The sequence below is a fragment of the Streptomyces sp. NPDC104831 genome, from assembly GCF_055583025.1.
In genome coordinates, this window is sequence record NZ_JBVJOT010000014.1 from 93,168 (window position 1) to 119,278 (window position 26,111).

Below are 26,111 nucleotides of genomic sequence, written 5' to 3' on the forward strand. Positions count from 1 at the left end.
GTCGGTGACATGACCCCTGAGACCGCCCCCGCCCACATCGCCATGTTCTCCGTCGCCGCCCACGGCCATGTGAACCCCAGCCTGGAGGTGATCCGTGAACTGGTCGCCCGCGGCCACCGGGTCACGTACGCCATTCCGCCGGTCTTCGCCGACAAGGTCGCCGCCACCGGCGCCCGCCCCGTGCCGTACCACTCCACCCTGCCCGGCCCCGACGCGGACCCGGAGGCGTGGGGGAGCACCCTGCTGGACAACGTCGAGCCGTTCCTGGACGACGCGATCCAGGCGCTCCCGCAGCTCGTCGAGGCCTACGCCGACGACACACCCGACCTCGTCCTGCACGACATCACCTCCTACCCGGCCCGCGTCCTCGCCCACCGCTGGGGCGTCCCGGCGATCTCCCTCTCCCCGAACCTCGTCGCCTGGGAGGGCTACGAGGAGGAGGTCGCCGAGCCGATGTGGCGCGAGCCCCGGCAGACCGAGCGCGGCCAGGCGTACTACGCCCGGTTCGGGGCGTGGCTGGCGGAGAACGGGATCACCGAGCACCCGGACTCGTTCGCCGGCCACCCCTCGCGTTCCCTGGTCCTCATGCCGAAGGCGCTCCAGCCGCACGCCGACCGGGTCGACGAACGCGTCTACACCTTCGTCGGCGCCTGCCAGGGCGACCGCGCCGACCAGGGCGACTGGCAGCGGCCCGCAGGTGCGGAGAAGGTCGTGCTGGTGTCGCTCGGCTCGGCCTTCACCAAGCAGCCCGCCTTCTACCGGGAGTGCGTCCGCGCCTTCGGCGACCTGCCCGGCTGGCACGTCGTCCTCCAGGTCGGCCGGCATGTGACCCGCGCCGACCTGGGAGAGGTGCCGGACACCGTGGAGGTGCGCGACTGGGTGCCGCAGCTCGCGATCCTGCGCCAGGCCGACCTGTTCGTCACCCACGCGGGCGCCGGCGGCAGCCAGGAGGGGCTGGCCACGGCGACGCCCATGATCGCCGTACCGCAGGCCGTCGACCAGTTCGGCAACGCCGACATGCTCCAGGGGCTCGGAGTCGCCCGGAAACTGGCGACCGGGGAGGCCACCGCCGACCGGCTCCGCGAGGCGGCCCTCGCCCTGGTGGACGACCCGGAGGTCGCGCGCCGGCTCCAGGAGATCCAGGCGGAGACGGCCCGGGAGGGCGGCACCCGGCGGGCGGCGGACCTCATCGAGGCCGAACTGCCCGGCCACCGCGCACGGTAGGACCCCGCGCGGCCGACGGGCGATCTCCGTCCCGGCCGGCGCGGGCCCCCGTGTCGCGGTCGCACGGACGGGAGTTGGCCGATAATCGTCCCTCGGCGTGGCGGCCGGTGACACCGGAGCCGCGGCCGGCGCAGAACCAGACGCCGCCGCGGTCCGACGTCACAGGGGAACGCCGGACCGCGGCCGCCGATACCACACACCCGCCCCCCGCAGGTCCGGCTCGCCGAAGCCCGCGACAAACCCGTCAGGCTGTTCCTAGGGTGAAGCCCACGGAAGGCCGGAAGGGGCGGATCAGGGTGAGGAACGGACCATTACCGGCGGCGCCGCGCCACCGCGGGGGCGGCGTGACCCGCCCCCGGGCACCCTCGCGCGGCACGCCCCTTCCCGCGCCGGCCCCGGCGGGGAGGGTCAACGCGCACCGGTCACCCGGACGGGTGGCGAATTCCGGCCCTCCCGGGCCCGCGGCTCCGTCCCGACGGACCGTGTCCGCCGCCGGAGCCGGCCACCGAGGCCGCCCCGGACCGACGAGAACACGCCAACTTGCCCACCACCCCGCCGGCCTCGACACCGTTCCCACGACACGGCCGTACGGAACCGGCGGCACCCACACCCACGCCATCGGCGACGGCTGCGGCGCCCGCCACCCGACGGCTCCTGCGGCCCGCGAGCGAGGACAGGACATGAGCACCTACAACTTCGGAAACGTCAACGGCCCGGCCCGCTTCGGCGACCGCACCACCCCGGACCTGGAGACCCTGATGGAGGCCGCCGACCGGCTCACCGAGGCGCTGCGCGCCGAGTACCCCGGGCTCGTCAGCAGCGGCGAGACCATCGAGGAGCAGCTGGCGCAGTCCGCCGAGGACGGCCTGCCGCCCAACCGAGGCCGGATCCGCTCCGCGCTGGAGACGATCGCCATCGCGGCCTCGGCCGGCACCGCCAGCCTCGACTACACCCGGCACCTCCTGCACGCCCTCGACCTCTGACCGGCCACGGCCGGTGCCAGGGGGGGCGCCGTCGTACCGGCGGGCCCGTCGGCGCCACGCGAGCGGCCCGAGGCACCGGCCGGCCCACGGCCCTTCCACACGGCCCTTCCACGGAAGGCGGCCGGGACCGGCACACCCCCGGTCACGCGCCGAGCGCCGCCAAAGCCGGCCGCCGGGCCCGGTCGTAGCGCTCCAGCAGGAGACGGGCGACCTCGGGGGCCGCGCCCAGCACCTCCGCGCGCACGTCGGCCTCCGCCGCGCCGCGCGCGATGCGGTCCGGCAGGAAGCCGGGGGCCAGTACGTACGGCGCCACGGCGACCCGCTCGCAGCCCAGGCGTCGCAGTTCCCGCACGGCGTCCTCGGTGCGGGGCAGGGAGGCGGAGGCGAACGCAGGCCGCACGGCGCACCAACCGGTGTGCCGCCACTCCCGCGCGATTGCCGCGATCACTGCGATCGCCTCCGGGTCGGACGATCCCGCCGAGGCCAGCACGACCCCGGTCGAGGACTTGTCGGCGGGCGTGAGCCCCGCCTCGTACAGCCGCCGTTCCAGCGCGGACAGCAGCAGCGGCGACGGGCCGAGCACCTCCGCCTGCCGGATCCGCAGCCGCGCCGGGGCGTCCCGCAGCACGGCCGGGATGTCGGCCTTGGCATGGAACGCGCGGGTCAGCAGCAGCGGCAGGGCGACGACGTCCCGGACGCCCTCCGCCGCCAGCGACCGCAGCACCCCGTGCACCGACGGGACGTTGAAGTCCAGGAAGCCGGTCTCCACGCGCAGCCCGGGCCGCAGCGACCGTACCCGCTCCACGAGGGAGTGCACGGTCGCCGCGTGCCGCGGGTCACGGCTGCCGTGGGCGATGACGAGGAGAACGGGCCTGGTGCGCACGATATGTCAGCTCTTCACCAGCAGACCGCGGCTGCGCAGCACCCACCGCTCCAGCGGACTGAAGATCAGCAGGTCGATGGCGATGCCGACGAACAGGATGAGCAGGATCGCCTCGAACACCATCGCCATGTCACTGGCGGTGCGGCCGTTCTCCAGCAACTGGCCGAGGCCCACGCCGAGATCGGGGAACTGGGCGATGATCTCCGCGGCCATCAGCGAACGCCAGGAGAACGCCCAGCCCTGCTTCAGGCCCGCCACGTAGCCGGGCAGCGAGGCCGGCAGGGTGACGTACCAGACGCCCTTCGCGCCGGTGGCGCCCATGGTGCGCCCCGCGCGCAGGAACAGCGGCGGCACCTGGTCCACGCCGGAGACCAGCCCGTTGGCGATGGAGGGCACGGCACCGAGCAGGATGACCGCGTACATCATCGAGTTGTTCAGGCCCAGCCAGATCACCGCCGGCGGCACCCACGCCACCGACGGCAGCGACTGCAGCCCGGACAGGATCGGGCCGATGGCCGCGCGCACGAACTTCACCCGGGCCACCAGCAGACCCAGCGGGGTCCCGATGACCAGCGCGAACGCGAAGCCCAGCAGACCGCGCGAGACACTGGTCCAGATGTAGCCGATCAGATCGCCCGCGAGCCAGGCGTCCCGGAACGCGCCGCCCACCGCGCCCGGCGAGGGCAGCCTCGTCGGGTCGTCGACGACCGGGTACAGGATGTACCAGACCACCAGGACCACCGCGATGGCGGCGACCGGCGGCAGGATCTTGTTGACGAGCGTCTCGCGCAGCGGCGGGCGGCCGGTGGCCGTGGTCTCCAGCGCGTCCAGGCCGGCCTCGACGCTCCCGGCGTCCTGGACCGGTGTCGTCTCAGTGCTGGCCATGGCGGCGGATCTCCCCACGCAGTACGTCGGTTATCTCAAGGGACAGTTCGGCCACGGGCGCGTCCTCGATGCGGCGCGGCTGCGGGAGGCCGACGCGCCACTCGCGGGCGATCCGGCCCGGCCGGGAGGACAGCAGGACCACCCGCTGCGCGAGCCGCACCGCCTCGCGCACGTTGTGGGTGACGAACAGGACGGACAGCCCGGTCTCCGACCAGATGCGGGTCAGCTCGTCGTGCAGCACGTCCCGGGTGATGGCGTCGAGCGCGGCGAACGGCTCGTCCATCAGCAGCATGTTGCTCTCCTGGGCCAGCGCCCGGGCGAGCGCCACCCGCTGGCGCATACCGCCCGACAGCTCGTGCACCCGCTTGCCGTGGGCGCCCTTCAGCCGGACCAGTTCGAGCAGTTCCTCGGCCTTCTCGCGCCGCTCGGGCTTGGGCACGCCCCGCAGCTTGAGGGCCAGTTCGATGTTCTTGCCCGCCGTCAGCCAGGGGAACAGGGCGTGTTCCTGGAACATCAGGGCGGGGCGGCCGTCCGTGGTGATGGAGCCGGCGCTCGGCCGGTCCAGGCCGGCCACCAGGTTCAGCAGCGTGGACTTGCCGCAGCCCGAGGCCCCCAGGAGGGTGACGAACTCGCCCGGCGCGACATCGATGCTGATGTCGTCCAGGACGAGCTGCTGCCCGCCCGGAGTCGCGAAGGACTTCGAGACGTGCTCGATGCGTGCCGCGAACTCGACGGTCTCGTCGGTCTTGGCGAGGGTCGTGGCCATGGTCGTCACCTCCTGGGGACGCGTCGGGAAGGGGCGTCAGCTGGTGCCGAGGCCGGCGGCGTCGACCGCGGGGCGGCCCTTGGCCTTCAGGACCTTGTTGAGGATCGACAGGTCGTAGATCCCCTTCAGGTCGGGCTTCTCCAGCAGGCCGGCCTTGACCGCGTGCTCGGCCTCGGTGTCGAGGGTGGCGGCCAGCGGATCGTCGGTGAACTGGACGGACTGCCACGCCGGGTCGAGGATCTTCGCCGCGAGCGCCTTGCCGGAGTCCGCCGCCAGCTGCTTGTTCGCGGCGGCCTTCGCCTCGTCCGGGTGGTCGTTGATCCACTGGTTGGTCTCGACCGCCGCCTTCAGGACGGCCTCGACCGCCTTCGGGTGGTCCTTCAGGAAGCCCTGCCGCACGATGACGTTCGTGATCACGAACTTCTTCTCGGGCCAGAGCGTCGACTCGTCCAGGAGCACCTTGGCACCCTCGGCGACCAGCTTGGACGCGGTCGGCTCCGGCACCCAGGCGCCGTCGATCGAGCCGGACTTGTAGGCGTCCGGGGTGATCTTGTTGTCCGTGCGGACGACGGTGACGTCACCCTTGCCGCTCTGCGCGTCGACCTTCCAGCCCTGTTCGGCGGCCCAGTTGAGGAAGGCCACGTCCTGGGTGTTGCCGAGCTGGGGCGTGGCGATCCTCTTGCCTTCGACGTCCTTCAGGGACTTGATCTTCTTCGGGTCGACGACCAGCTTCACGCCGCCGGAGGCCGAACCCGCGATGATCTTCAGGCTCTTGCCGTTGGACTTGGTGTAGCCGTTGATGGCGGGGGACGGGCCGATCCAGCCGATGTCGATGGAGCCGGAGTTCAGGGCCTCGATCTCGGAGGGTCCGGCGTTGAAGATGGCGGGCTTGACCGTGGTGGCGCCCAGCTCCTTCTGGAAGAAGCCCTTCTGCACGCCGACCAGCGCGGTGGCGTGGGTCAGGTTGCCGAAGTACCCGATCTTGACGGAGTCGAGCCCGTCGGTCTTCTCGGCGCCGTCGGCGATCTTGGCGGTGCCGGTGTCCTTGGACTCGGAACCGTAGCCGCAGGCGGCCAGGGTGAGCAGGGGGAGAGCGGCGAACGCGGCTATGCCGCGGCGCAGGAACGGTGAGCGGATGGCAGGCACGGGAGGGTTTCCTCTCGTTGGCCCGGCGGTCACGGTCTGACGGGTCGTGGCCGGGAGTTCGGCAGAGATCTTCGTCGCCTCCGGGACGGGTGTCCCGTCGCGGGCGGGCGAAGTCGAGCATGGGGGGCGGGGTGGGGGGAGCGGGCGCGCGAGCGGTGCGCGTACGTCAGCGCACACATCGCGCCACCCCGCCCTGCCCGCTGCCGAGGGCGCCGCTGCCGACGCGGCCGCCCTCCTTCGCGAACGTGGAGTAGACGTCGGGCGTCCTCATGTCAGAAGTCCCAGCCGTCGTCGTCGGCCTCGTCCTTGACCGGCTCGGGGGCGGCGAACGACTCGCCGACCATGCCCGCGGTCAGCGTGGTGCCGTCGGCGGGGTCGATCAGGATGAAGGATCCGGTGCGCCGGGAGTCGGCGTAGGAGTCGACCGGCAGCGGCTCGGCGGTACGGATCTTCACCCGGCCGATGTCGTTGGCGACGAGCCGGCCCGGGTGCGGGTGCAGGGACAGGTCGTCGAGCGTGAGCCGGGACGGGATGTCCTTCACGATCGCCTTGACCGTGCGGGTGCCGTGCTTGAGCAGGACCCGGTGGCCCACGGTGAGCGGGGCGTCGGCGACGTGGCAGACGGTCGCCTCCACGTCCTGGGTGGTGGGCGGGGCGTCCTTCGTCGGCACGATCAGATCGCCGCGCGAGACGTCGATGTCGTCCGCCAGCAGGATCGTCACCGACTGGGTCGTCCAGGCCACGTCGACCGGCTTGCCCAGCAGGTCGATGCCGGCGACGCGGGTGGTCCGCCCGGACGGCAGGACCGTGACCTGCTCGCCGACGCGGAAGGTGCCGGCCGCGATCTGGCCCGCGTAGCCCCGGTAGTCCGGGTGCTCGGCGCTCTGCGGCCGGACCACGTACTGCACGGGCAGCCGCGCGTGGCAGTGCGCCAGGTCGTGGCTGACCGGCACCGTCTCCAGGTGCTCCAGCACGGTGGGCCCGCCGTACCAGTCCATGTTCGCGCTCGGCTCCACCACGTTGTCCCCGGCCAGCGCGGAGATCGGGATCGCGGTGACCTCGGGCACGCCCAGCTCGGTCGCGTACGCCGTGAACTCCTCGGCGATCCCCGCGAAGACCCGCTCCTCGTAGCCGACGAGGTCCATCTTGTTCACGGCCAGCACGACGTGCGGGACCCGGAGCAGGGCGGCGATGGCGGCGTGCCGGCGGGTCTGCTCGACCACGCCGTTGCGGGCGTCGACCAGGACGACGGTCAGCTCGGCGGTGGAGGCCCCGGTGACCATGTTCCGGGTGTACTGCACGTGGCCGGGGGTGTCGGCGAGGATGAACCGGCGCCGGGGCGTGGCGAAGTAGCGGTAGGCGACGTCGATGGTGATGCCCTGTTCCCGCTCGGCGCGCAGGCCGTCGGTGAGGAGGGCGAGGTCGGGGCCGTCCTGGCCGCGGCTCGCGGAGACCCGCTCCACGGCCTCCAGCTGGTCGGCGAGGACCGACTTGGAGTCGTGCAGCAGCCGCCCGACGAGCGTGGACTTGCCGTCGTCGACGGAGCCGGCGGTGGCGAACCGCAGCAGGGTCGTGGCCGAGAGCGCCTCGGTCGTGGTCGTGCTCATGCTTAGAAGTACCCCTCGCGCTTGCGGTCTTCCATCGCGGCCTCGGACAGCTTGTCGTCGGCACGGGTCGCGCCCCGCTCGGTCAGCCGGGACGCGGCGATCTCGGCGATGACCTTCTCGATCGTGTCGGCGTCGGAGTCGACCGCGCCGGTGCAGGACATGTCCCCGACGGTGCGGTAGCGCACCCGTCGCTTCTCCACCGTCTCGCCGTCCTTCGGGCCGCCCCACTCGCCGGCGGTCAGCCACATGCCGGAACGCTCGAACACCTCGCGCTCGTGCGCGTAGTAGATCTGCGGCAGCTCGATGCCCTCGCGGGCGATGTACTGCCACACGTCCAGCTCGGTCCAGTTGGACAGCGGGAAGACCCGCACGTGCTCGCCGGGGGCGTGCCGGCCGTTGTACAGGTTCCACAGCTCGGGGCGCTGGCGGCGCGGGTCCCACTGGGAGAACTCGTCGCGCAGGGAGAAGACGCGCTCCTTCGCGCGGGCCTTCTCCTCGTCCCGGCGCCCGCCGCCGAAGACGGCGTCGAACCTCTCGCTCTGGATCTTCTCCGTCAGCGGCAGGGTCTGCAGCGGGTTGCGGGTGCCGTCGGGACGTTCCCTGAGCACACCGCGGTCGATGTAGTCCTGGACGGAGGCCACATGGAGGCGCAGCCCGTGTGCGGCCGCCACACGGTCCCGGTACTCGAGCACCTCCGGGAAGTTGTGTCCCGTGTCCACGTGCAGCAGCGAGAAGGGGATCGCGGCCGGGGCGAACGCCTTCAGCGCGAGGTGCAGCATGACGATGGAGTCCTTGCCGCCGGAGAACAGGATCACCGGGTTCTCGAACTCGCCCGCCACCTCGCGGAAGATGTGCACCGCCTCGGACTCCAGCGCGTCCAGGTGCGACAGGGCGTACGGGCTCTCCGTGCCGTCCTCCGTCTTGGCGACCGTGGTCATGCCAGTCCCCTCTCGCTCAGCAGCGCGTACACCGACGCCGCGGACTCCTGGACCGTCTGGTGCTGCGACTCGATCCGCAGATCAGGCGCCTCGGGCTCCTCGTACGGGTCGTCGACCCCGGTGAGCCCGGTCAGCTCGCCCGCGGCCTGCTTGGCGTACAGCCCCTTCACGTCGCGCACGCTGCACACGTCGACGGGGGTCGCCACATGGATCTCCAGATAGGGCGTCCCGTTCTCCTCGTGCCGCTTGCGTACCGCCCCCCGGCTGTCCGCGTACGGCGCGATCACCGGCACCAGTGCCTTGACGCCGTTGCGGGCGAGCAGTTCGGCGACGAAGCCGATGCGCTGGACGTTGGTGTGCCGGTCCTCCCGGGAGAAACCGAGGCCGGCCGAGATGAACTCGCGGATCTCGTCGCCGTCGAGCACCTCGACGCGGTGGCCCTCGGCACGCAGCCGGCCCGCCAGCTCGTACGCGATGGTGGTCTTGCCGGCGCTCGGCAGACCCGTGAGCCAGACGGTGGCTCCGGTCGTCACGTCGTTCTCCTGAATCGAGTCGTTCGTCATCCGTGCAGTCCGCACTCGGTCTTGGCGCGTCCCGCCCAGCGGCCGGCGCGCGCGTCCTCGCCCTCCAGAACCCGGCGGGTGCACGGGGCACAGCCGATGGAGGCGTAGCCGTCCATCAGCAGCGGGTTGGCCAGTACACCGTGTTCGGTGATGTACGCGTCCACGTCGTCCTGGGTCCAGCGGGCGATGGGGGAGACCTTGACCTTCTGCCGCTTCTCGTCCCAGCCGACGACGGGGGTGTTCGCCCGGGTCGGGGACTCGTCGCGGCGCAGGCCCGTCGCCCACGCCCGGTAGTTCGCCAGGCCCTCTTCGAGGGGCTTGACCTTGCGCAGCCTGCAGCACAGGTCGGGGTCGCGGTCGTGCAGTCTCGCGCCGTACTCGGCGTCCTGCTCGGCGACCGTCTGCCGCGGGGTGAGGGTGATGACGTTGACGTCCATCACGGCCTCGACCGCGTCGCGGGTGCCGATGGTCTCCGGGAAGTGGTAGCCCGTGTCCAGGAAGACGACGTCCACGCCCTTCCGCACGCGCGAGGCGAGATGGGCGACCACGGCGTCCTCCATGGAGGAGGTGACGCAGAACCCGTCGCCGAAGGTGTCCACCGCCCACCGGAGGATCTCCAGCGCGGAGGCGTCCTCCAGCTCACGGCCCGCCTGCTCGGCGAGCGCCTTCAACTCCTCGGTGGACCGCTCGTCCCGAGTCGTCGTCATATCCGCCCGTCCCCTCCGTCGTCGGCTCGCTGAACGCCCCGGGCCAGCAGTCCCAGGAACTTCAGCCGGAATGCGCGGTTGCACGCCCCGCATTCCCAGGCGCCGTGACCCTCGCCGCTCGGGCGCAGGTCCTCGTCGCCGCAATAGGGGCAGTAGAAGGGCGCCGCCCGCTCGCTCACGACAGCGCCTCCTCGGAAGCACGCGCCGCCCACGCCGCGAAGCGTTCGCCGTCCTCGCGCTGTGCCTGGAAGCGCTTCAGCACCCGCTCGATGTAGTCGGGCAGTTCCTCGGACGTCACCTTCAGGCCGCGCACCTTGCGGCCGAAGCCCGCCTCCAGGCCGAGGGCGCCGCCCAGATGCACCTGGTAGCCCTCGACCTGCTCGCCCCGGTCGTTCAGGACCAGCTGGCCCTTGAGACCGATGTCCGCGACCTGGATGCGGGCGCAGGCGTTCGGGCAGCCGTTGAGGTTGATGGTCAGCGGCTCGTCGAAGTCCGGCAGGCGGCGCTCCAGTTCGTCGATCAGCTGGGAGCCGCGCTGCTTGGTCTCCACGATGGCGAGCTTGCAGAACTCGATGCCGGTGCAGGCCATGGTGCCGCGCCGGAAGGAGGACGGCCGGGCGGTGAGGTCGAGCGCCTCCAGGCCCTCCACCAGGGAGTCGACCCGGTCCTGCTCGACGTCCAGAATGATCATCTTCTGCTCGACGGTGGTGCGTACCCGGCCCGAGCCGTGTGCCTCGGCGAGGTCGGCGACCTTCGTCAGCGTGGCCCCGTCGACCCGGCCGACCCGCGGCGCGAAACCGACGTAGAACCGGCCGTCCTTCTGCCGGTGCACACCGATGTGGTCGCGCCACTGCCGGACGGGCTGCTCGGGCGCGGGCCCGTCGACGAGCCTGCGCCCGCCCAGGTACTCGTCCTCCAGCACCTGCCGGAACTTCTCCGCGCCCCAGTCGGCGACGAGGAACTTCAGGCGGGCCCGGTTGCGCAGCCGGCGGTAGCCGTAGTCGCGGAAGATCGAGATGACGCCCTCGTAGACGTCCGGGACCTCCTCGATCGGGACCCAGGCACCCAGCCGCACACCGAGCTTGGGGTTGGTGGACAGGCCGCCGCCGACCCACACGTCGAAGCCCGGCCCGTGCTCGGGGTGGCGTACGCCGACGAACGCGACGTCGTTGATCTCGTGCACCACGTCCAGCAGCGGCGAACCCGAGATGGCCGTCTTGAACTTGCGGGGGAGGTTGGAGTAAGCCGGGTTGTTCAGGACGCGGCGCTTCATCTCCTCCAGCGCCGGCGTGGCGTCGATGATCTCGTCCTCGGCGATGCCCGCCACCGGTGAGCCGATCATCACGCGCGGGGTGTCGCCGCAGGCGGTCACGGTGGACAGGCCCACGCCCTCCAGCCGGTCCCAGATCTCGGGCACGTCCTCGATCCGGATCCAGTGGTACTGGACGTTCTGCCGGTCGGTGATGTCCGCGGTGCCGCGCGCGAACTCCTGCGAGATCTCGCCGATCACCCGCAACTGCCGGGTGGTCAGGGCCCCGCCGTCGATGCGGACGCGCAGCATGAAGTAGCTGTCGTCCAGCTCCTCCGGCTCCAGGATCGCGGTCTTGCCGCCGTCGATCCCGGGCTTGCGCTGGGTGTACAGCCCCCACCAGCGCATCCGGCCGCGCAGGTCGTTCGGGTCGATGGAGTCGAAACCGCGCTTGGAGTAGATCGTCTCAATGCGTGTCCGCACATTGAGACCGTCATCGTCCTTCTTGAACTGTTCGTTGCCGTTGAGCGGCGTGAAATGGCCAGCGGCCCACTGGCCCTCGCCGCGGTGACGGCTCACCTTGCGGCGGGGCGCGGAGGCGGCGGGGTTCGGTGGGGTGGCGGCCATGGTTCTACGTCCTTCGGGACCGGTGGGAATCAGCTCTGACCTGCGCCGACGCGCGCACGCGGGCAGGCGTGCGCGGCTTTGCGCGGGAGGCAGGGGGACGGGTTTCGCGGCGGTGCTGGAGGCGTCAGCTCGCCGGACAGATGGCGCTGGACATGCGGCCGAGGTCGACGTGCCGCCGACTCACCAAGGCAATTCCAGTTCCGGACATGACGGAAGCGTGTCACGGCGATCTGGACACAGTCCAGCTTCGTCCATCATCCGGACATGGTTGTCCCGCTATGTGAAACAGGGGTGGTGTCGCTCACATGTGCTGCCGGGAGGCTTGTCCCGGCAGGTCAGGCGGGGTATGCCCCGGGCCACGGCCCCGGAGTGGCCACGTCCGGTTCCAGCTCCACCTTGGTGTCGAACAACTTGAAGCCCCGGCGCAGGTAGTTGTCCATGGCGTGCTCGCCGTCCTTGCTGCACGTGTGCAGCCACACCCGCTTGGTCGGCGCCCACCCCGGCCACCGCTCGGCCAGGTCCCAGGCGCGGGCCGTGCCGTACGCGAGCAGATGACCGCCGATGCGCCGGCCGCGGAAGGCGGGGACCAGCCCGAAGTAGACGATCTCCACCGCGCCGTCGTCCTGCGGCTCCATCTCCACATAGCCGGCCGGGGTGCCCCGGTCGTACGCCACCCACGTCTCCACGCCGGGCCGCTCCAGGTACTCCCGCCAGTGCGCGTACGTCCAGCCCAGCCGGTCGGTCCAGCGGATGTCACCGCCCACCGAGGCGTACAGGAACCGGCTGAACTCGGGGGAGGGCACCTCGGCGCGGACGATCCGGACATCGCCGTCGGGGGCGGCGGCGGGAAGGAGGTCGGCCGGATCGGTCTGCTCGAGGGACCAGGTGGTGACGGGAACGCTGTTCATGCGGGCCAGGGAATCATCCCGCCGCGTCGTCTGTCGACGTCCGCCGGCGCGGAGCCGGGGGCCCGCCGGGCCGGGGGTTCCGACGGCGGCGGCCCTTCACCGGGCAGGGGGCCGGCGGCGGGGACGCGGACCGGGCCTTCGCCGGGGCGGGGGTTCCGGTGGCGGGGGGCCTGCACCGGTCGGCGGTCTGCCGGGGCCCGGCGGGGGCGCGATCGGGTTGGTGCGCGCGACCGCCGGGCGCGCGCCGTCGGACCGGTCCGGCTCCGCGGGCCGAACGGTCCGGTGCGCCCCCGGTCGTGGCGGACGTGGCGCGCCCCCGGCGACCGGGCCGCCGTCGGCGCCCGGGTGGCGACGGCGGCGACGCCCGGCGGGCCGGGTCAGTCCAGCGCACCGTCCAGGTCGGCCAGGGGCAGGGTGAACAGCATGCGGTCCGACAGCGACCACACCTCACCGGTCTCCCGCCAGTAGGACAGGGAGCCCGCGTCTCGCGCCCAGCAGCGGTCGGAGGCGTCGGCGCCGCAGCGGGCCGCCCCGGCCCCCCCGGTGTCCTGCCGCCACAGCCCGCCGTGCCCGTCCTGCGTACCGGGCAGCCGTCCCACATACCAGGACGGCCGGTCCGCCCCGGCCTTCCGGTACGACAGCACGCCCGTGATCCCGGCCGCCCGGGTGCGGTACGCCTCCACCGCGTCCACCCGCCCCGCGCCGTCCGTGGCGAGCGGCCCGGGCCGCGCCGGTTCGGTGCCGAACGCGTACCGCCACAGCCGCGCGGGCCGGTCGCCGTCCGGTTCGGTCCACTCCGCGGCCACCAGACTGTCGGGTGCCGTACCGCGGTCCAGGGCGAGCGCCCCGGGGCAGGGCGGCCCGGTGGGGGAGCAGCGGCCGGCGGTGAAGCGGTACGAGGCGACGGCGGGCAGGACATAGCCGTGGCCGCCGGCGGACCAGCCGCCGGGCACCCGGCCGACCTCGGGGCCGTCGACCGTGGTGCGCTGGATGCGGTCGAGGTCGTAGACGTACAGCGCGTCGGCGCCGCCGGCCGTGGTGGTCACCAGCAGCTTGTTCCGGTGCCAGACCATGCCCGAGACGCCGGAGACCAGTCCCCGGTAGTCCCGGCCGCCGTTCACGGGCACCACCAGCAGCGCCCAGCGGTACACGAGGTGCGCGGGGTCGTCCGCGTCGACGAAGGCGACCCGGGCGAGGCCCCGTTCACCGGGGCGGCCGGCGGTGGTGCTGTGGGTCCAGCCGGCCAGGACCACCCGGTGGGTGCCCCAGAGGCCGTCGTCGTCCGCGTCCCCGGAGGTGGTCACCGAGGCCGGCCGCCAGTCGCCGCCGGTGTCGGCCGGGTCCCAGCAGTAGGCGCGGGCGGCGGCCGGGGCGACCGGCAGCGACGCGCGGTCGTCGGCGGAGCAGTCGTCCGCCGCGCGCAGCCGGCGGTCGGCACCGCGCAGGACGGCGTCCACGCCGACCGGGCGGCCCATCGCGGCGGCGAGCCGGTCGAGCGACCTGGCGGGTACCGGGTGCTCCTGGAGCCGGAGCCGTCCGGTGTCCGCCGGGGAGGTCAGCGGCGTGAGCGCGCCGGGCTCCTTGGCGACCCCCGCCTGGGAGGTGCTGATCACGGTGGCGGCGGCGGTGAGCGCCAGCGCGGTCCCGGCCAGGACGGCGCGCAGGGCCGCGCCCCGCCTGCGCCGCCGGTGTCTGCCGCGATGCTTCATCTCTCCTCCAGTGGCCGGCCCAACTGCGCCTGATGGTCCGTACCTTGACGCGAGGAGCAGAGGGGGCGGCCCGTACGGATGCTACGGCAGGAACGGGCCGGACAGGGCCCGGAGCGCGGAGCCGACCGCAGCCGGGGAGCGCCGCGCCGGGAAGGCGTCTACGCCGGGGGCCGCGCGCCACGGCCCGCGTGCCCGGCATTCCGTTTCCGCACCACCGCGGGCGCCGACGAGTGCGGGAGCAGGTCAACGGGGTTGTCCGGCAGGACGACCGCCACGTCCGCATCCTCGCAGAAACGATACGGCCGATGGCGGAGAAGTTCCCCCAGATACCGCCGGATCCTGGACATCTCCGCCCGCACGGTCACCGTCCGGGAGGGATCGTCGAACACATCCTCGGCCAGCCCCGCCGCCCCCCGTCCGGCGGGGTACTCGGCGAGCAGGAACAGCAGTTCCGCGTGGCGCGGGCTCAACTCCCGCGACCAGGAACCCCCCGAGCCGGTGACCGTGACCGTACGACGGTCCCGCCCGGCGAGGTCCAGCACGATCCGGGCCGGGGCGGGCGGCCGCTCCTCCGCCCGCAGCAGCCAGCCCCCGGCCAGCGGATCCACCGCGCACGCGCCCAGCGAGGGCAGCCACCGGTGGCCCGGCGCCAGCGACTTGGGCAGCGGCACCCGCCGCACGTACGGCATCCCGGTCACCGCCGCCGCCCAGCCGTCCCGGTCCACCACCACGGCCCGTCCGGCCAGCCGGGCCAGCACCGGCGCCGCCACCGCCCGCAGCCGCTCCAGCGAGGTCAGATGCAGCTCCCGCAGCCGGGCCTCGGCCAGCTTGGCCACCGAGTCCACCCAGGCGAGGGTGGCCGGATGCATGGTCTCCAACGGACCGCTGACATCCACCACACCGAGCAGCCGGCCGTCCCGTGGATCGGTGATCGGCGCGCCCGTACACGTCCAGGACGTGTGCGAGCGGACGAAGTGCTCGGCGGCGAACACCTGGACGGGCCGCCGCACCACCGCGGGAGTGCCCACCCCGTTCGTGCCGACGACGTCCTCCCGCCAGTCAGCGCCGACCTCGAACCCCAGCCCGTCGGCCTTGCGCAGCACCGGGGGCGCGCCCTCCCGCCACAGCACCCGCCCGTCGGCGTCCGCGACGACCATGATGTGCTGTGCCACGTCCGCGACCGAAAGAAGCCCCTCCCGGAGCACCGGCAGCACCTGCCGAAGCGGGGACTCCTCCCGCCGTCGCCGCACCTCGTCGGAGGGCAACAGCCCGGCGCGGACATCGCGTTCCGGATCGACACCGTTGCGCAGCACCCGGTGCCACGACTGCTCGATCACCGGACGGGGCGCGATCCGCGCACGTCTCCCGGCGAGCGCGGCCTCGCGCACCTCGCTCAGCACCCGCGCCGCCTGCGCCGCGTCCCGCGCGGCCAGGCGCGCCAGATCCATCGGCGGATTCCCCACTGCGGTCCTCCCGGAAGGCGTCGAACACTCCTGTCAAGCCGTCCGGGCGGCGGTTTCCGGTCCGACTGTCCTCACATAGTGCCGCTCCGCTCATGGCGGAGGCACAGACTCCGCGCATGTGCCCCCATAAGTTGCAACCCCCCGCAACCCTGGTGGTCCACAGGGCGGCGGCCGAGACTTGACCACGACGCGATGCGCGTCCGCGGGGGCCCAACAGGCCCGCGCGGCGGGGGTGGTGCCGTGTCGGCGCAGCACCACCCCTTGCCGATGACGGTCCGGCCGGCGCGGGCCGGGGCGCCGGAGAGGCCGGCGCCCCCGGGGCGGGTCAGGCCGGCCGCGCCCGCTCGACCACCGCCGCCAGGTCCAGGCCCCCGGGCAGGGTGCCGAAGGACGCGCCGCGGTCGCCGCCCAGCCGGGAGGCGCAGAAGGCGTCGGCGACCTCCGGCGGCGCGTGCCGCACGAGCAGCGATCCCTGGAGGACCAGCGCGAGCCGCTCGACCAGGCGCCGGGCCCGCCCCTCGACGCCCTCCAGGTCCGCGAGTTCGGTGAACAGGTCCTTCACCGCCCGGTCCAGCCGGTGGTCCGCGCCGTGCGCCCGGCCGATCTCGGTCAGGCAGGCGTCCAGCGCGCCCGGCTCCCGGCGCAGCGCCCGGAGCACGTCCAGCGCCTGCACGTTCCCCGCGCCCTCCCAGACGGAGTTCAGCGGCGACTCCCGCACCAGCCGGGGCAGGCCGGACTCCTCGACGTACCCGTTGCCGCCCAGGCACTCGGCCGCCTCCACGGCCACGGGCGCGCACCGCTTGGTGATCCAGTACTTGGCGGCCGGCACCGCCAGCCGCAGGAACGCCCGCTCCTGTTCCCCGCCGTCGTCGCAGGCCGCGGCGAGCCGCAGCGCGAGCGCCGTCGCCGCCTCCGACTCCAGCGCGAGATCGGCGAGCACGTTGCGCATCAGCGGCTTGTCGATCAGCTTGCCGCCGAACGCCTCCCGGTGGGCGCAGTGGTGCACCGCCTGGGCCACCGCCTGCCGCATCAGCCCCGCCGAGCCGAGCGCGCAGTCCAGCCGGGTCGCGGCGACCATCCCGATGATCGTCCGCACCCCGTCGCCCTCCGCGCCGACCCGGCGCGCCCAGGTGCCGTCGAATTCGACCTCGGCGGAGGCGTTCGAGCGGTTGCCCAGCTTGTCCTTCAGCCGCTGGATCAGGAAGACGTTGCGTCCGCCGTCCGGCAGGACCCGGGGGACCAGGAAGCAGGTGAGCCCGTCCGGGGCCTGCGCCAGCACCAGGAAGGCGTCGGACATGGGCGCCGAGCAGAACCACTTGTGGCCGGTCAGCAGGTACGCGCCCGCCTCCGCGAGCGGCCGGGCGACGGTCGTGTTGGCGCGGACGTCGCTGCCGCCCTGCTTCTCCGTCATGCCCATCCCGAACAGCGCCCCGGGCTTCTGCCCGGCGGGCCGCAACTGCGGGTCGTAGACCGTGGACGTCAGCCGGGGCTCCCACTCGGCGGCCAGCTCCGCGTCGGCGCGCAGTGCGGGCACGGCCGCGTGCGTCATCGACAGCGGGCAGCAGGTGCCCGCCTCGGCCTGCGTCCACAAGAGGAACCCGGCCGCCCGGCGCACCTGCCCGGAGGGCCGGCTCCAGGCGCCGGTCAGCCGGGCCGAGACCCCCTTGCCGAGCAGCCGGTGCCAGGCCGGGTCGAACTCCACCTCGTCGATCCGGTGGCCGTACCGGTCGTGGCTGCGCAGCCGGGGCGGACGTTCGTTCGCCCGCACCGCCCATTCCTGCACCTGCGCCGAACCCACGGCCCGGCCGAGCGCGGACAGCTCCGCGCGCACCTCCTCCAGCACGTCCGCTCCGGTGTACCGGTCGACGGCCTCGGTGAGGGCGCGGTCGGCGGTGAAGACGTCGTAGCCGACCAGCGGGGGCGGCTGGTTCGTCACGGTGTGGGTGGGAGTGCCTGCCATGGTGGGGAACCTACCCGGGAAGGCGACGGGAAACCTGTCCGGGAAGGCCGATGGGGGACTTCTCCGGGCAGGGGATCAGGGACGCCTCGGGGAAGGGAGCGGGGGACGGCTCCGACAAGACCGTACCCAGAGTGGCACAAAGGAGTCGCGCGGCGGGCCGGAACCGGTTCCCCGGACCCCGGGGAACCGGTCGCGGGCCCCGGAAGGTGAGGGCGGTCCCGTGCTGCGGATACCTTTGGCTCGTGCAGCCAGCAAGTGAAACCCCCGAGCGCCCGGCCGGCCGCTTCCACCGGGCCAGAGCTCTCTACCGGAACGTCTCCAAACGCAGGACCGCCTGGCTGTTGCTCAAGGACACCGTCAACTCCTGCATGGAGTACCGCATCCTCGGCCTGGCGGCGGAGGCGGCGTTCTTCACGCTGCTGTCCGTGCCGCCGCTGCTGCTGAGCCTGATCGGCCTGCTCGGCTACGTCGACGACTGGACCGGCGCGGACACCATCCACAGCCTGGAGACCAACCTCCTGGACGCCTCCCGCACGGTGCTGTCCGACAAGGGCGTCAAGGAGATCGCCGAGCCGATCCTGCACGACGTGATGCGGGGCGGCCGGCCGGACGTGATCTCGATAGGTTTCCTGTTCGCCCTGTGGTCGGGCTCGCGCGCGGTGAACGTCTTCATCGACACCATCACCGTCATGTACGGGCTCGACGGCGTCCGGGGCATCGTCAAGACCCGGATCATGGCGTTCCTGCTGTTCATCGTGGCGCTGCTGATCGGCTCGGTGGCGCTGCCGCTGATGGTGGCCGGGCCGGACGCGGTGGTCCGGATCGTGCCCTGGTCGGGGACGGTCGTACAGGTCCTGTACTGGCCGGTCGTGATCGTCCTGTCCATCGCCTTCCTGACCACGCTGTACCACGTCTCGGTGCCGGTCCGCTCCCCGTGGATCGAGGACGTGCCCGGCGCGCTGGTCGCCCTCGCGATGTGGGTCCTGGGCAGTTTCCTGCTGCGCATCTACCTCACGTACACCATCGAGGGCGCCACGATCTACGGCTCCCTCGCCGCCGCCGTCGCGGTCCTGCTGTGGATCGGCGTGGGCGCCTTCGCCGTGCTCGTCGGCGCGGCCGTGAACGCGGCCATCGACCGGGTGTGGCCGGCCGCGGCCACGGCCGCGGCGCGCGAGGCCAACGAGCGGATGCGGGAGGCCCAGGTCGCCGAGTACGTGGCCCGCGCCGCGGCCGCCGCCCGCGAGACCGACCCCGACGACCCCGACATGCCCTCCGAGTACCCCGAGCGCTGGTCCCGCTTCCTGCCTCCGGAGGACGTGACCGCGCGCCTGCGCGGCCATGCCCGGAACCCGCATCACGCTCACCGGGGCGACGGGAACGCGAAGGGGAACGCGGAGAACGGGAGCACGGGCGGCCCCGAGGACGGTCCGGGCAGCGGGGGCGCCGACGGCCCGGGGGGCGTCGGTGGAGCCGGCGGTTCCGGTGGATTCGGTGGGGGCGGCGGCTTCGGGGGCGGCGCAGGGGGTGCCGGGAGCGATGGCTTCGGCGGGGCCGGCGGGTACTGGGCCGGGGGTGGCGGTGGCGCCGGCGGAGGGGGCTACTGGAACAACGGCGGCGGCAGCGGTTTCGGCAACGCCGGCGGCGGGAGGGCCGGTGCGGCCGGCGGCGGGGACGGCAGGGATCCGGCACACCCCGAGTGGTGAGGGCCGAGCCCGCCCGCCTGCCCGCCGCCCTCCGACGGCCGAGCCGTCCGACGGCCGGCCGTCTCCACCCCGAGAGCTGGACCCGTCGGTGGAGAACACGCCGGTGACCCTCCACTCGTTTTCCACCCGCTGCTCCACCCGTGCTCCGATCCGCCGGAGACCGCCCCGCGCCTAGCGTGATCGCACAGGCCGGAGCCGTCCGGCCGCGGCAGGACAGCCGGGTGCCGCCGTCGCGGCACCACCCGGCACGGCCCTGGCACCGGGCAAGGAGGCAGCGGACATGACGGAGCGGACGCTACGCGAGGAACGGCGCGGCAGGACGGGGAGGCAGGCGGGGTCAGCGGGGACGACCGGCGCCGCCACCGGGCCGATCAGGCGGACCGGGGCGGCCGGGCCGGCTGCGACGCCCCCGTCGACCAGGTACGCCAGGGCAGCCGAGGCGAGCGGACCGACCAGCCTGCGAAAGTCTCCCCGGCCGCCGTCATCGCCCCTGCCCCCCAGGCCGGACGGACCCGCGAGGTCCCGGGGACAGCCGAAGCCACCCGGCACCCTCCGCGGCCCCCTGCTGTCCCTCGCCGTGGACATCCTCCTCCCGCTCCTCGCGTACTGCGCGGCCCGCGCCGCCGGCGCCGAGCAGGGCCCGGCCCTGCTGCTCAGCGGTGCACCGCCTGCCCTGCGCCTGCTGACGGGTGCCGTGCGGCACCGCCGGACCGACGGGGTGGACCTCTTCCTCACGCTCCTGCTGCTCGCCGCCGCGCTGGTGTCCCTGACCGGTGGCGGCCCCCGCGCCCTGCTGTTCAAGAACGCGGCGCCGCCCCTGGCGGTCGGCGGCTGGGCACTCGCCACCGCGTTCACCCCGAGACCCCTGGCGTTCCGGCTGGGCCAGCGGCTGCACCGGGGCGACGCGGTCCACGCACGGGCCGCGCTCTGGCGGGACAGCGCCCCTTTCCGCCGCGCGCTCCGCACCCTCACCGTGCTCTGGGGGACCGGGCAACTCCTCGATGGCGCGCTGGGCGCCGTGGCCGCCGCGACCCTGCCCGCCGACACGGTGCCGCTGCTCGACCGCGCCGCCTCCCTCGTCCTGCTGGCCCTGACCGCCGCGCTCACCGCCGTCCACGCCCGCCGCTTCCGCATATGCCACGCCCTCCCGCTGTTCGGCGCCCCCGCGCAGGCGGCGGCACCGCGGGCGGGTCCGGGAAGCCCGTAGGCTGGCTCCCGTGTACGCGGAGCGGGCGTCGCGGCTGGCCGGCGCGGTGGTGTGGACCAAGTCCCCGACCGGCGCCAGTGTCCGGCCCGTGCTCCCGGACGGCTGCATGGACCTGCTGTGGAGCGAGGGCCGGCTGCTGGTCGCGGGTCCCGACACCCGCCCCTACGCCCCCGAGGGCCCGGCGCGTTCCTGGGCGGGCGTCCGTTTCTTCCCCGGCACCGCGCCCGCGCTGCTCGGCGTGCCGGCGCACGAACTGAGGGACCTGCGCGTGGAGTTGGCGGACCTGTGGCCCGCGGCGAGGGTCCGGCGGCTGTGCGACCGGATCGCCGCGGCTCCCGACCCGGCGCGTGCGCTGGAGGACATCGCCCTGGACCGGGCTGCGGAGGCGGAGGCCCCGGAGCCGTTGCTGCGACGGCTGGTGGAGTGCCTGGGCGAGGGCCGAGCGGTGTCGGCGACGGCCGCCGAACTCGGCGTCGGCGAGCGCTGGTTGCACCGCCGCTGCCTCACCGCGTTCGGATACGGGCCCAAGACCCTGGCCCGGATCCTGCGCCTGCGGCGGGCGCTGGCCCTGGCCCGCGCCGGGACGCCGTACGCCGAGACGGCGATCCGCGCGGGATACGCCGACCAGCCGCACCTGGCGCGGGAGGTGCGGCGGCTGGCGGGGCTGCCGCTCGGGGAGCTACTCGCCGGGGACGGGTAGCGGGGCGAACAGGTCGACCGGGGTGCCGTCCGGGTCGTGCACGATGGCGTACCGCTGGCCCCAGAAGGCGTCCCACGGCTTCAGCTCCCCGTGGTGGCCGGCGGCCACCAACTCCTCGTACCGGGCGTCGACCTCGGCGGGGGAGCCGCAGCGGAAGGCCAGCGAGGCCCGTCCCGCGCCCGCGGGTGGCTGCCATCCGGAATGGAAGGAGCGGACGGTCTCCTCGGTGTCCAGGGCGAGCACCAGCCCGCCGGGCAACTCGGCCTCCACGTGCGGCTGTTCCTCGGCCCCCTCGGGAAAGGTCAGCCCCAGGCGGCGGTAGAAGGCGAGGGAGGCGGCCAGGTCGGAAGCGACCAGGCCGATCACGGCGATGCGTACGGTCATGGCGCCACCGTAGGCAGCGGCCGGCGGGCCGGTCTTGAAGAAAACGGACACCGGCCGCGACCACTCGACCGTACGGGGGCGGTGCCTGTCAGAACGGGGATGCTGCCCCGTCCCCCCGCCCCGCCCGGAGGCGTCCCGGAGAGCCGCCGGTCGCGGATCGCTCACACAAGGGGCCGCGCTCGCGCGCCCATTGCCGTAGTGCGGCCCCGACGTGTCCTCGGCCCGCCCCTTGGCGGGTGCCGGGCGGTGCCACCGCGGCGCCTCGGGGACCCGGACGGCGAAGTCTGGTGAACGGGCGGCCGAGGGCCGTCAGTCGGTGGGCGCTCGCGACCCGTCGTGCGAGGAAACGGAGGAACCGTGCTGATCGAGGATCCGCCGCACCATGTTCATCAGCCGGTCACCGGCCTGATCGACGCTGCCGTTCTGTGCGCAGACCTGTGCGCCTTCGAGGAGGAAGGTGATCTCGGCCGCGGCCTGTCCGGGGTCGGGCAGCCCCGCCGCGGCGCACATGCCGACCAGCCTGCGCATCTGGAGGGCCTTGTGCTGCTCGACGACCTGCCGGGCGGGATGGGAGCGGTCGGGCAGTTCGGCGATGGAGTTGATGAACGGGCAGCCCCGGTGCGAGATCGCCGGCAGCCCCTCGGCGATGAAGCGGGCGATGCCCAGGATCTGCTCCCTGGGCCGGCCCGGGTGGTCGGCCTCGACCCGGTCGAACACCGCTTGGTAGTCGGCGGCGACGATCCGCAGCCACTCCGCGACCAGCGCGTCCTTGGTCTCGAAGTGCCGGTAGATCGCCATTTTGGTGGTCTCGGCCTTCTCGGCGATGGCCTGCACGCCCACCCGCCGGATCCCCTCGCGCTGGAAGAGCTCTTCCGCCGCGTCGAGGATGCGCTCACGGGGCGGCAGCTTCGCCACCCTGGTCGGCCTGCTGACCGTCGATGCCATGACTGCTCCGTGACCTGGGTCCGTTGTGACGACCTCCACCCGCTGCTACGGTACCAGCCCGTCCCTCACGATACCGATCGGTATCGTGAGGGACTGTTCGGTATCCTTCTTTCCGCTGGAGTGAACAGGTGAGAGTTGCCGAGTACGTGACCTTCGACGCCGTCGGGCTCGCGGAACTGGTGGCCAAGGGCGACGTGACGCCCGCCGAGCTGGAAGCGGTCGCACGCGAGGCCGCGCGGGCGGTCGACCCGCGGATCAACGCCATCGTGGAGACCTGGCCGGCCGACGGCGAACCCGCCCCCCAAGACGCCCCGCTGGCCGGTGTCCCCTTCCTGATCAAGGACCTCGGGGTCACCATGGCCGGACGGCGGACGGAACTGGGCAGCCGTCTCGCGGCCGGGCACGTCGCCGCCGCCGACTCCTTCCTGATGCGGCGCTTCCGCCGCGCGGGCCTCGTGACGTTCGGGCGTACCGCGACCCCGGAGATGGCCTACAGCACCACGACGGAACCGGTGCTGTACGGCGCGACCCGCAACCCCTGGGACACGGCGCGCAGCGCCGGCGGGTCCAGCGGGGGCGCGGGCGCGGCGGTCGCCGCCGGGGTGGTCCCGGTCGCACACGCCACGGACGCCGCCGGTTCCCTGCGCATACCCGCCGCCTGCAACGGCCTGTTCGGGCTGAAGCCCACCCGCGGCCGGGTCTCCATGGGGCCCGACGCCGACGAGGTCTTCAACGGCCTGGCCGTGCAGGGCGGGGTCAGCCGCACGGTACGGGACAGCGCGGTGCTGCTCGACCAGATCCGCGGCCCGGAGCCCGGCGACCCCTACGTCGCACCGGAACCGCCCCGGCCGTACGCGGAGGAGGTCACCCGTTCCCCGGGCTCGTTGCGGATCGGGGTCCTCGCCCACGCGTGGGGCGGGCACCGCACCACCGCCCCCGTGGCCGACGCCCTCTCCCGCACCGTGCGCCTGCTCGAATCCCTCGGCCATCGCGTGGAGGAGGCCGAAGTCGAACTGGGCGCCGACTGGGAGGAGTTCGTGCTGGCCAGTGCCCATCAGTGGAGTGCGAACCTCACGGCCTCGGTCGACGAGCTGGCCGCCGCGCTCGGCCGGCCCGTCGACTCCTCGACCCTCGAACCGCCCGTCCTCGCCGCCTATCGTCACGGACGGCGGGTCACCGGCGCCCAGTTCGTCGCCGCTCTCGCGCTCCGGAACCGGATCGCTCGGAGCCTGGGGCGGTATTTCGAGGCGTACGACCTGCTGCTCACCCCGACGCTGCCCGACCTGCCCGTGCCGCTGGGCACCCATGCCGAGGGTGCGGAGACGCTGGACGGTCCGGGCTGGCTGCGCCGGTTGTTCGACCTCTCGCCGTTCACCGCGGTGTTCAACGTGACGGGCACCCCCGCCATGTCCGTGCCGGTCACGGCCGACCCCGGGACCGGACTGCCCGTCGGCATGCAGTTCGCCGCCGGTCATGGGCTCGAAGGCCGCCTCTTCCGCCTGGCCGGCCAACTCGAACAGGCCAGTCCGTGGTCGGGTCGCACCCCTGCGGTGTGGGCGGGACACCCCACGGGCCGGGCCCGATGAGGAGGGCTCCGGGAAGAACGCTCCGGCGGATGCCCGCGTACCCCGGGCGTGCCGCTCGGGCCGATCGCGTGCCGGGAGGTACCGGGGAGGGGGCGGCCGTAGCCGATCGGTCCGTCCGGGGAGTCGCTGCCGGTCACCCCGCTGCGTGCGGTGTCGGTCGCGGCGCCCGGCCCGGAGGCGGTACGCGGCCGGCCGGCGGCACCGGGCGCCTGGCTGCCCCTCACCGAAGGACCCACCGTGTTGTCCTTCGGTGTCCTTCATCGTGGGAACGGCGCCGGATCCGGGCCCCCCGGCGTTCGTGCCGGCCGGCCACCGGCGCACCGGGGTGCGGCGGTTCGTCCACCCTGCCGGGCCGGGGTCCCGGCTCCGTGCCCGGGTCACGGCGATCGCGCCGGACCGGGCGGGCCGACCGCCCACGCCGGCACGGTGGGTCCGGTCGTCCGGACCACCGCACGGCCGCGGACCGGCGGGCTCGGGCCGCTCCGGATCGGACCCGGTGATCTCTCCGGACCGCCGCCGAGCCCGAGCAGGTGGTTGCGGGCGCCCGGCCCGGCACGGGTGCCCCGCCGGGCGCCGGCACGACCCCGGTCCGGCGCGCGAAGGCGGTGACCGTGGCGGTCGAGTCCGGTGTGGGGGGGCACCAGATGGTCGGGAAACGGCGGAACGGCGGTCGTCGGGCGAGGGGTTGCGGGACCGGGAGTACCCCCCGGTACGCCTGTGCGGCACGATGGGCGGCATGATCCGTGCCGCACGCGCCCTGCCGCTGCTCCTGCTCCTCCCCGCGCTGCTCACCGCGTGCGGCACCGAGAAGGCGCGTTCCGGTCCCGGGCCGGCTGCCCCAGCGTCCGGGAGGGCGGCCGCGGGGAGCACCCCGGAGCCGGCGTCCGCCGACCCCGGGCGGGCCGACATGGACGAGCGCCTGCGGGCGTTGGGCATCGCACCGGAACTCGTCTACGTCACCGACGTGCCCGGCTTCACGCTCGCCCAGCAGTCCATCGGGGTGAACGGCGACGACGGCTTCTCCGTCGCGTACTGGGCGAAGGACGGTGCCATCCTGCACCTCTACGCGGAACGCGGCAGCGCCGCCGACTGCCCCGAGGGCCATGTCTGCCGGGCACCGGCCAGGGGCCAGGTGGTCCGGGTCTACGGAGAGAAGGTCGCGGCCGACGTGCTCCGCCGGGCCGCCGACGCCATCCACCGCCCCGCCCCCGAGGAGCTCGCTCCCCTCCTGCCGCCGCCCCGCACGGCGACGGCCCCCGTGGAGCGCGGGGACCTCCCGCCAGGCGGCGACGGAGCCCCCGACAACAGCGTCCCCGGCAGCGGCTGACCGGCCCCGACAACGGCGTTCCCGGCAGCGGCTGACCGGCCCCGTGCACGGCGAGCCGGCTCCCGCCCCACCGGGCCGCTCACGCCCGCCCGCCCAGCCGATCCCGTTCCCCACGGGCCGCCGCCACGCTGTCGCCCGTCACCCGACCGGCGCGCACCGGACGCCGGCCGGCTCCCCCGCGCCCGGAGCCCGCCATGCCTCCTCGCCTCCTCCTCCACACCCGCACCGCCGGCCACCGCCACGAGTCCGTCCCGGACGCGGTCGACGCGATCCGGGCGCCCGGCGGGTTCGCCGTCGAGCACACCGAGGATCCCGGGGGCCTCGAACGCCCGCTGGACGGATTCGCGGCCGTGGTCTTCCTGTCCACCGGCGGAGAAGTGCTGACCCGGCCCGGCCGCCGGGGTGCGTGCGGCGGCGGGCGGTGGGATGGGCGCGGACCATCCGCCGGCCTGGTGCCGCGAGCGGGGCCCGGCGGGCGGCCGTGTCTTTTGCACAGCCTTGGGGCACGCCTCCGGCGCGTACCGCGACCCGGACTTCCTGGCCCACCTGAACGGCGGACTCGAATGGGTGGCAAAACCGGCTCAGTGACGTTTCTGCGGTGAACCGGTTACCCCGTTGGGGTGACTAAAGCTCGCGTAGAG

Annotated in this window: 23 protein-coding genes and 2 pseudogenes; 8 read left to right on the top strand and 17 right to left on the bottom strand. The window is 73.8% G+C overall.

Going from position 1 to position 26,111, the window contains the following annotated elements; translation table 11 throughout:
• The first annotated feature begins 9 nt into the window (after window positions 1-9).
• Together mgt and ACZ63H_RS12685 are read left to right on the top strand one after the other, a co-directional pair.
• A complete protein-coding gene (gene mgt / locus ACZ63H_RS12680) occupies window positions 10-1,224 on the top strand; it encodes a macrolide-inactivating glycosyltransferase (protein WP_469864173.1) in 1,215 nt (404 codons plus the stop codon).
• 680 nt (window positions 1,225-1,904) lie between these two features.
• A complete protein-coding gene (locus ACZ63H_RS12685) occupies window positions 1,905-2,207 on the top strand; it encodes a hypothetical protein (protein WP_469864174.1) in 303 nt (100 codons plus the stop codon).
• 142 nt (window positions 2,208-2,349) lie between these two features.
• Here the strand turns inward: ACZ63H_RS12685 and ACZ63H_RS12690 are convergent, their stop codons facing one another.
• The 15 genes from ACZ63H_RS12690 to ACZ63H_RS12760 all read right to left on the bottom strand — a co-directional run bounded on the left by ACZ63H_RS12690 (window position 2,350) and on the right by ACZ63H_RS12760 (window position 17,618).
• Window positions 2,350-3,090 carry a sirohydrochlorin chelatase gene (locus ACZ63H_RS12690; protein WP_469864176.1) on the bottom strand — a complete coding sequence of 247 codons (741 nt, stop codon included), beginning with the start codon at window positions 3,088-3,090 and terminating at the stop codon, window positions 2,350-2,352.
• 6 nt (window positions 3,091-3,096) lie between these two features.
• Window positions 3,097-3,975: an ABC transporter permease gene (locus tag ACZ63H_RS12695; protein WP_469864178.1), complete on the bottom strand. Its 879-nt coding sequence runs from the start codon at window positions 3,973-3,975 to the stop codon at window positions 3,097-3,099.
• Complete coding sequence (locus ACZ63H_RS12700; protein WP_469864179.1) at window positions 3,962-4,741, bottom strand: ABC transporter ATP-binding protein; 780 nt, start codon at window positions 4,739-4,741, stop codon at window positions 3,962-3,964. Before ACZ63H_RS12700 ends, ACZ63H_RS12695 begins: the two co-directional genes overlap by 14 nt.
• Window positions 4,742-4,777: 36 nt before the next feature.
• Complete coding sequence (locus ACZ63H_RS12705) at window positions 4,778-5,887, bottom strand: aliphatic sulfonate ABC transporter substrate-binding protein (RefSeq protein ID WP_469864181.1); 1,110 nt, start codon at window positions 5,885-5,887, stop codon at window positions 4,778-4,780.
• A 272-nt stretch (window positions 5,888-6,159) separates the two neighbouring features.
• Window positions 6,160-7,494: a sulfate adenylyltransferase subunit 1 gene (locus ACZ63H_RS12710; protein WP_469864182.1), complete on the bottom strand. Its 1,335-nt coding sequence runs from the start codon at window positions 7,492-7,494 to the stop codon at window positions 6,160-6,162.
• Between the two features lie 2 nt (window positions 7,495-7,496).
• A complete protein-coding gene (gene cysD, locus ACZ63H_RS12715; protein ID WP_469864184.1) occupies window positions 7,497-8,432 on the bottom strand; it encodes a sulfate adenylyltransferase subunit CysD in 936 nt (311 codons plus the stop codon).
• Window positions 8,429-8,965 carry an adenylyl-sulfate kinase gene (gene cysC, locus ACZ63H_RS12720; RefSeq protein WP_469864186.1) on the bottom strand — a complete coding sequence of 179 codons (537 nt, stop codon included), beginning with the start codon at window positions 8,963-8,965 and terminating at the stop codon, window positions 8,429-8,431. The genes cysD and cysC overlap by 4 nt, the downstream gene beginning before the upstream one ends.
• A gap of 26 nt (window positions 8,966-8,991) precedes the next feature.
• Window positions 8,992-9,702 (bottom strand): phosphoadenylyl-sulfate reductase, encoded by a 711-nt coding sequence (locus tag ACZ63H_RS12725; RefSeq protein WP_469864187.1) that lies wholly within the window; start codon window positions 9,700-9,702, stop codon window positions 8,992-8,994.
• Window positions 9,699-9,881 (bottom strand): hypothetical protein, encoded by a 183-nt coding sequence (locus ACZ63H_RS12730; protein WP_469864189.1) that lies wholly within the window; start codon window positions 9,879-9,881, stop codon window positions 9,699-9,701. Before ACZ63H_RS12730 ends, ACZ63H_RS12725 begins: the two co-directional genes overlap by 4 nt.
• Window positions 9,878-11,578, bottom strand: a complete 1,701-nt coding sequence (locus tag ACZ63H_RS12735) for a nitrite/sulfite reductase (RefSeq protein WP_469864191.1) — start codon at window positions 11,576-11,578, stop codon at window positions 9,878-9,880. Before ACZ63H_RS12735 ends, ACZ63H_RS12730 begins: the two co-directional genes overlap by 4 nt.
• A gap of 124 nt (window positions 11,579-11,702) precedes the next feature.
• Window positions 11,703-11,786, bottom strand: coding sequence for a putative leader peptide (locus ACZ63H_RS12740; protein ID WP_309486338.1), 84 nt, complete (start codon window positions 11,784-11,786; stop codon window positions 11,703-11,705).
• Window positions 11,787-11,913: 127 nt separating this feature from the next.
• The gene (locus tag ACZ63H_RS12745) at window positions 11,914-12,486 is read right to left on the bottom strand and encodes a GNAT family N-acetyltransferase (RefSeq protein WP_469864193.1); all 573 of its coding nucleotides are present in this window, start codon (window positions 12,484-12,486) and stop codon (window positions 11,914-11,916) included.
• A gap of 377 nt (window positions 12,487-12,863) precedes the next feature.
• The gene (locus ACZ63H_RS12750) at window positions 12,864-14,195 is read right to left on the bottom strand and encodes a hypothetical protein (protein WP_469864195.1); all 1,332 of its coding nucleotides are present in this window, start codon (window positions 14,193-14,195) and stop codon (window positions 12,864-12,866) included.
• Between the two features lie 158 nt (window positions 14,196-14,353).
• Window positions 14,354-15,643 (bottom strand): GAF domain-containing protein, encoded by a 1,290-nt coding sequence (locus ACZ63H_RS12755; protein WP_469864196.1) that lies wholly within the window; start codon window positions 15,641-15,643, stop codon window positions 14,354-14,356.
• Between the two features lie 340 nt (window positions 15,644-15,983).
• On the bottom strand, window positions 15,984-17,618 hold the full coding sequence (locus ACZ63H_RS12760) for an acyl-CoA dehydrogenase family protein (protein WP_469864198.1): 1,635 nt from the start codon (window positions 17,616-17,618) through the stop codon (window positions 15,984-15,986).
• A 242-nt stretch (window positions 17,619-17,860) separates the two neighbouring features.
• Between ACZ63H_RS12760 and ACZ63H_RS12765 the strand changes: the two are divergent.
• The 3 genes and pseudogenes from ACZ63H_RS12765 to ACZ63H_RS12775 all read left to right on the top strand — a co-directional run.
• Window positions 17,861-18,991 (top strand): annotated as a pseudogene (locus ACZ63H_RS12765) (YihY/virulence factor BrkB family protein); the annotation flags it as partial.
• Between the two features lie 610 nt (window positions 18,992-19,601).
• A complete protein-coding gene (locus ACZ63H_RS12770; RefSeq protein WP_469864199.1) occupies window positions 19,602-20,528 on the top strand; it encodes a VC0807 family protein in 927 nt (308 codons plus the stop codon).
• Between the two features lie 10 nt (window positions 20,529-20,538).
• Complete coding sequence (locus ACZ63H_RS12775; RefSeq protein WP_469864201.1) at window positions 20,539-21,228, top strand: helix-turn-helix domain-containing protein; 690 nt, start codon at window positions 20,539-20,541, stop codon at window positions 21,226-21,228.
• On the opposite strand, the gene ACZ63H_RS12780 is transcribed toward ACZ63H_RS12775, so the two are convergent.
• Entirely contained in the window at window positions 21,208-21,612 is a 405-nt protein-coding gene (locus ACZ63H_RS12780; protein ID WP_469864203.1) for a VOC family protein, read from the bottom strand. The two genes, ACZ63H_RS12775 and ACZ63H_RS12780, sit on opposite strands and share 21 nt — an antisense overlap.
• A gap of 309 nt (window positions 21,613-21,921) precedes the next feature.
• Window positions 21,922-22,557: a TetR/AcrR family transcriptional regulator gene (locus tag ACZ63H_RS12785; RefSeq protein ID WP_469864205.1), complete on the bottom strand. Its 636-nt coding sequence runs from the start codon at window positions 22,555-22,557 to the stop codon at window positions 21,922-21,924.
• A 128-nt stretch (window positions 22,558-22,685) separates the two neighbouring features.
• Between ACZ63H_RS12785 and ACZ63H_RS12790 the strand changes: the two genes are divergently transcribed.
• The 3 genes and pseudogenes from ACZ63H_RS12790 to ACZ63H_RS12800 all read left to right on the top strand — a co-directional run bounded on the left by ACZ63H_RS12790 (window position 22,686) and on the right by ACZ63H_RS12800 (window position 26,058).
• Window positions 22,686-24,143, top strand: coding sequence for an amidase (locus ACZ63H_RS12790; RefSeq protein WP_469864207.1), 1,458 nt, complete (start codon window positions 22,686-22,688; stop codon window positions 24,141-24,143).
• Window positions 24,144-24,879: 736 nt separating this feature from the next.
• Window positions 24,880-25,470 (top strand): membrane lipoprotein, encoded by a 591-nt coding sequence (locus ACZ63H_RS12795; protein ID WP_469864208.1) that lies wholly within the window; start codon window positions 24,880-24,882, stop codon window positions 25,468-25,470.
• A gap of 194 nt (window positions 25,471-25,664) precedes the next feature.
• Window positions 25,665-26,058, top strand: a pseudogene (locus ACZ63H_RS12800) (ThuA domain-containing protein).
• Window positions 26,059-26,111 lie beyond the last annotated feature (53 nt).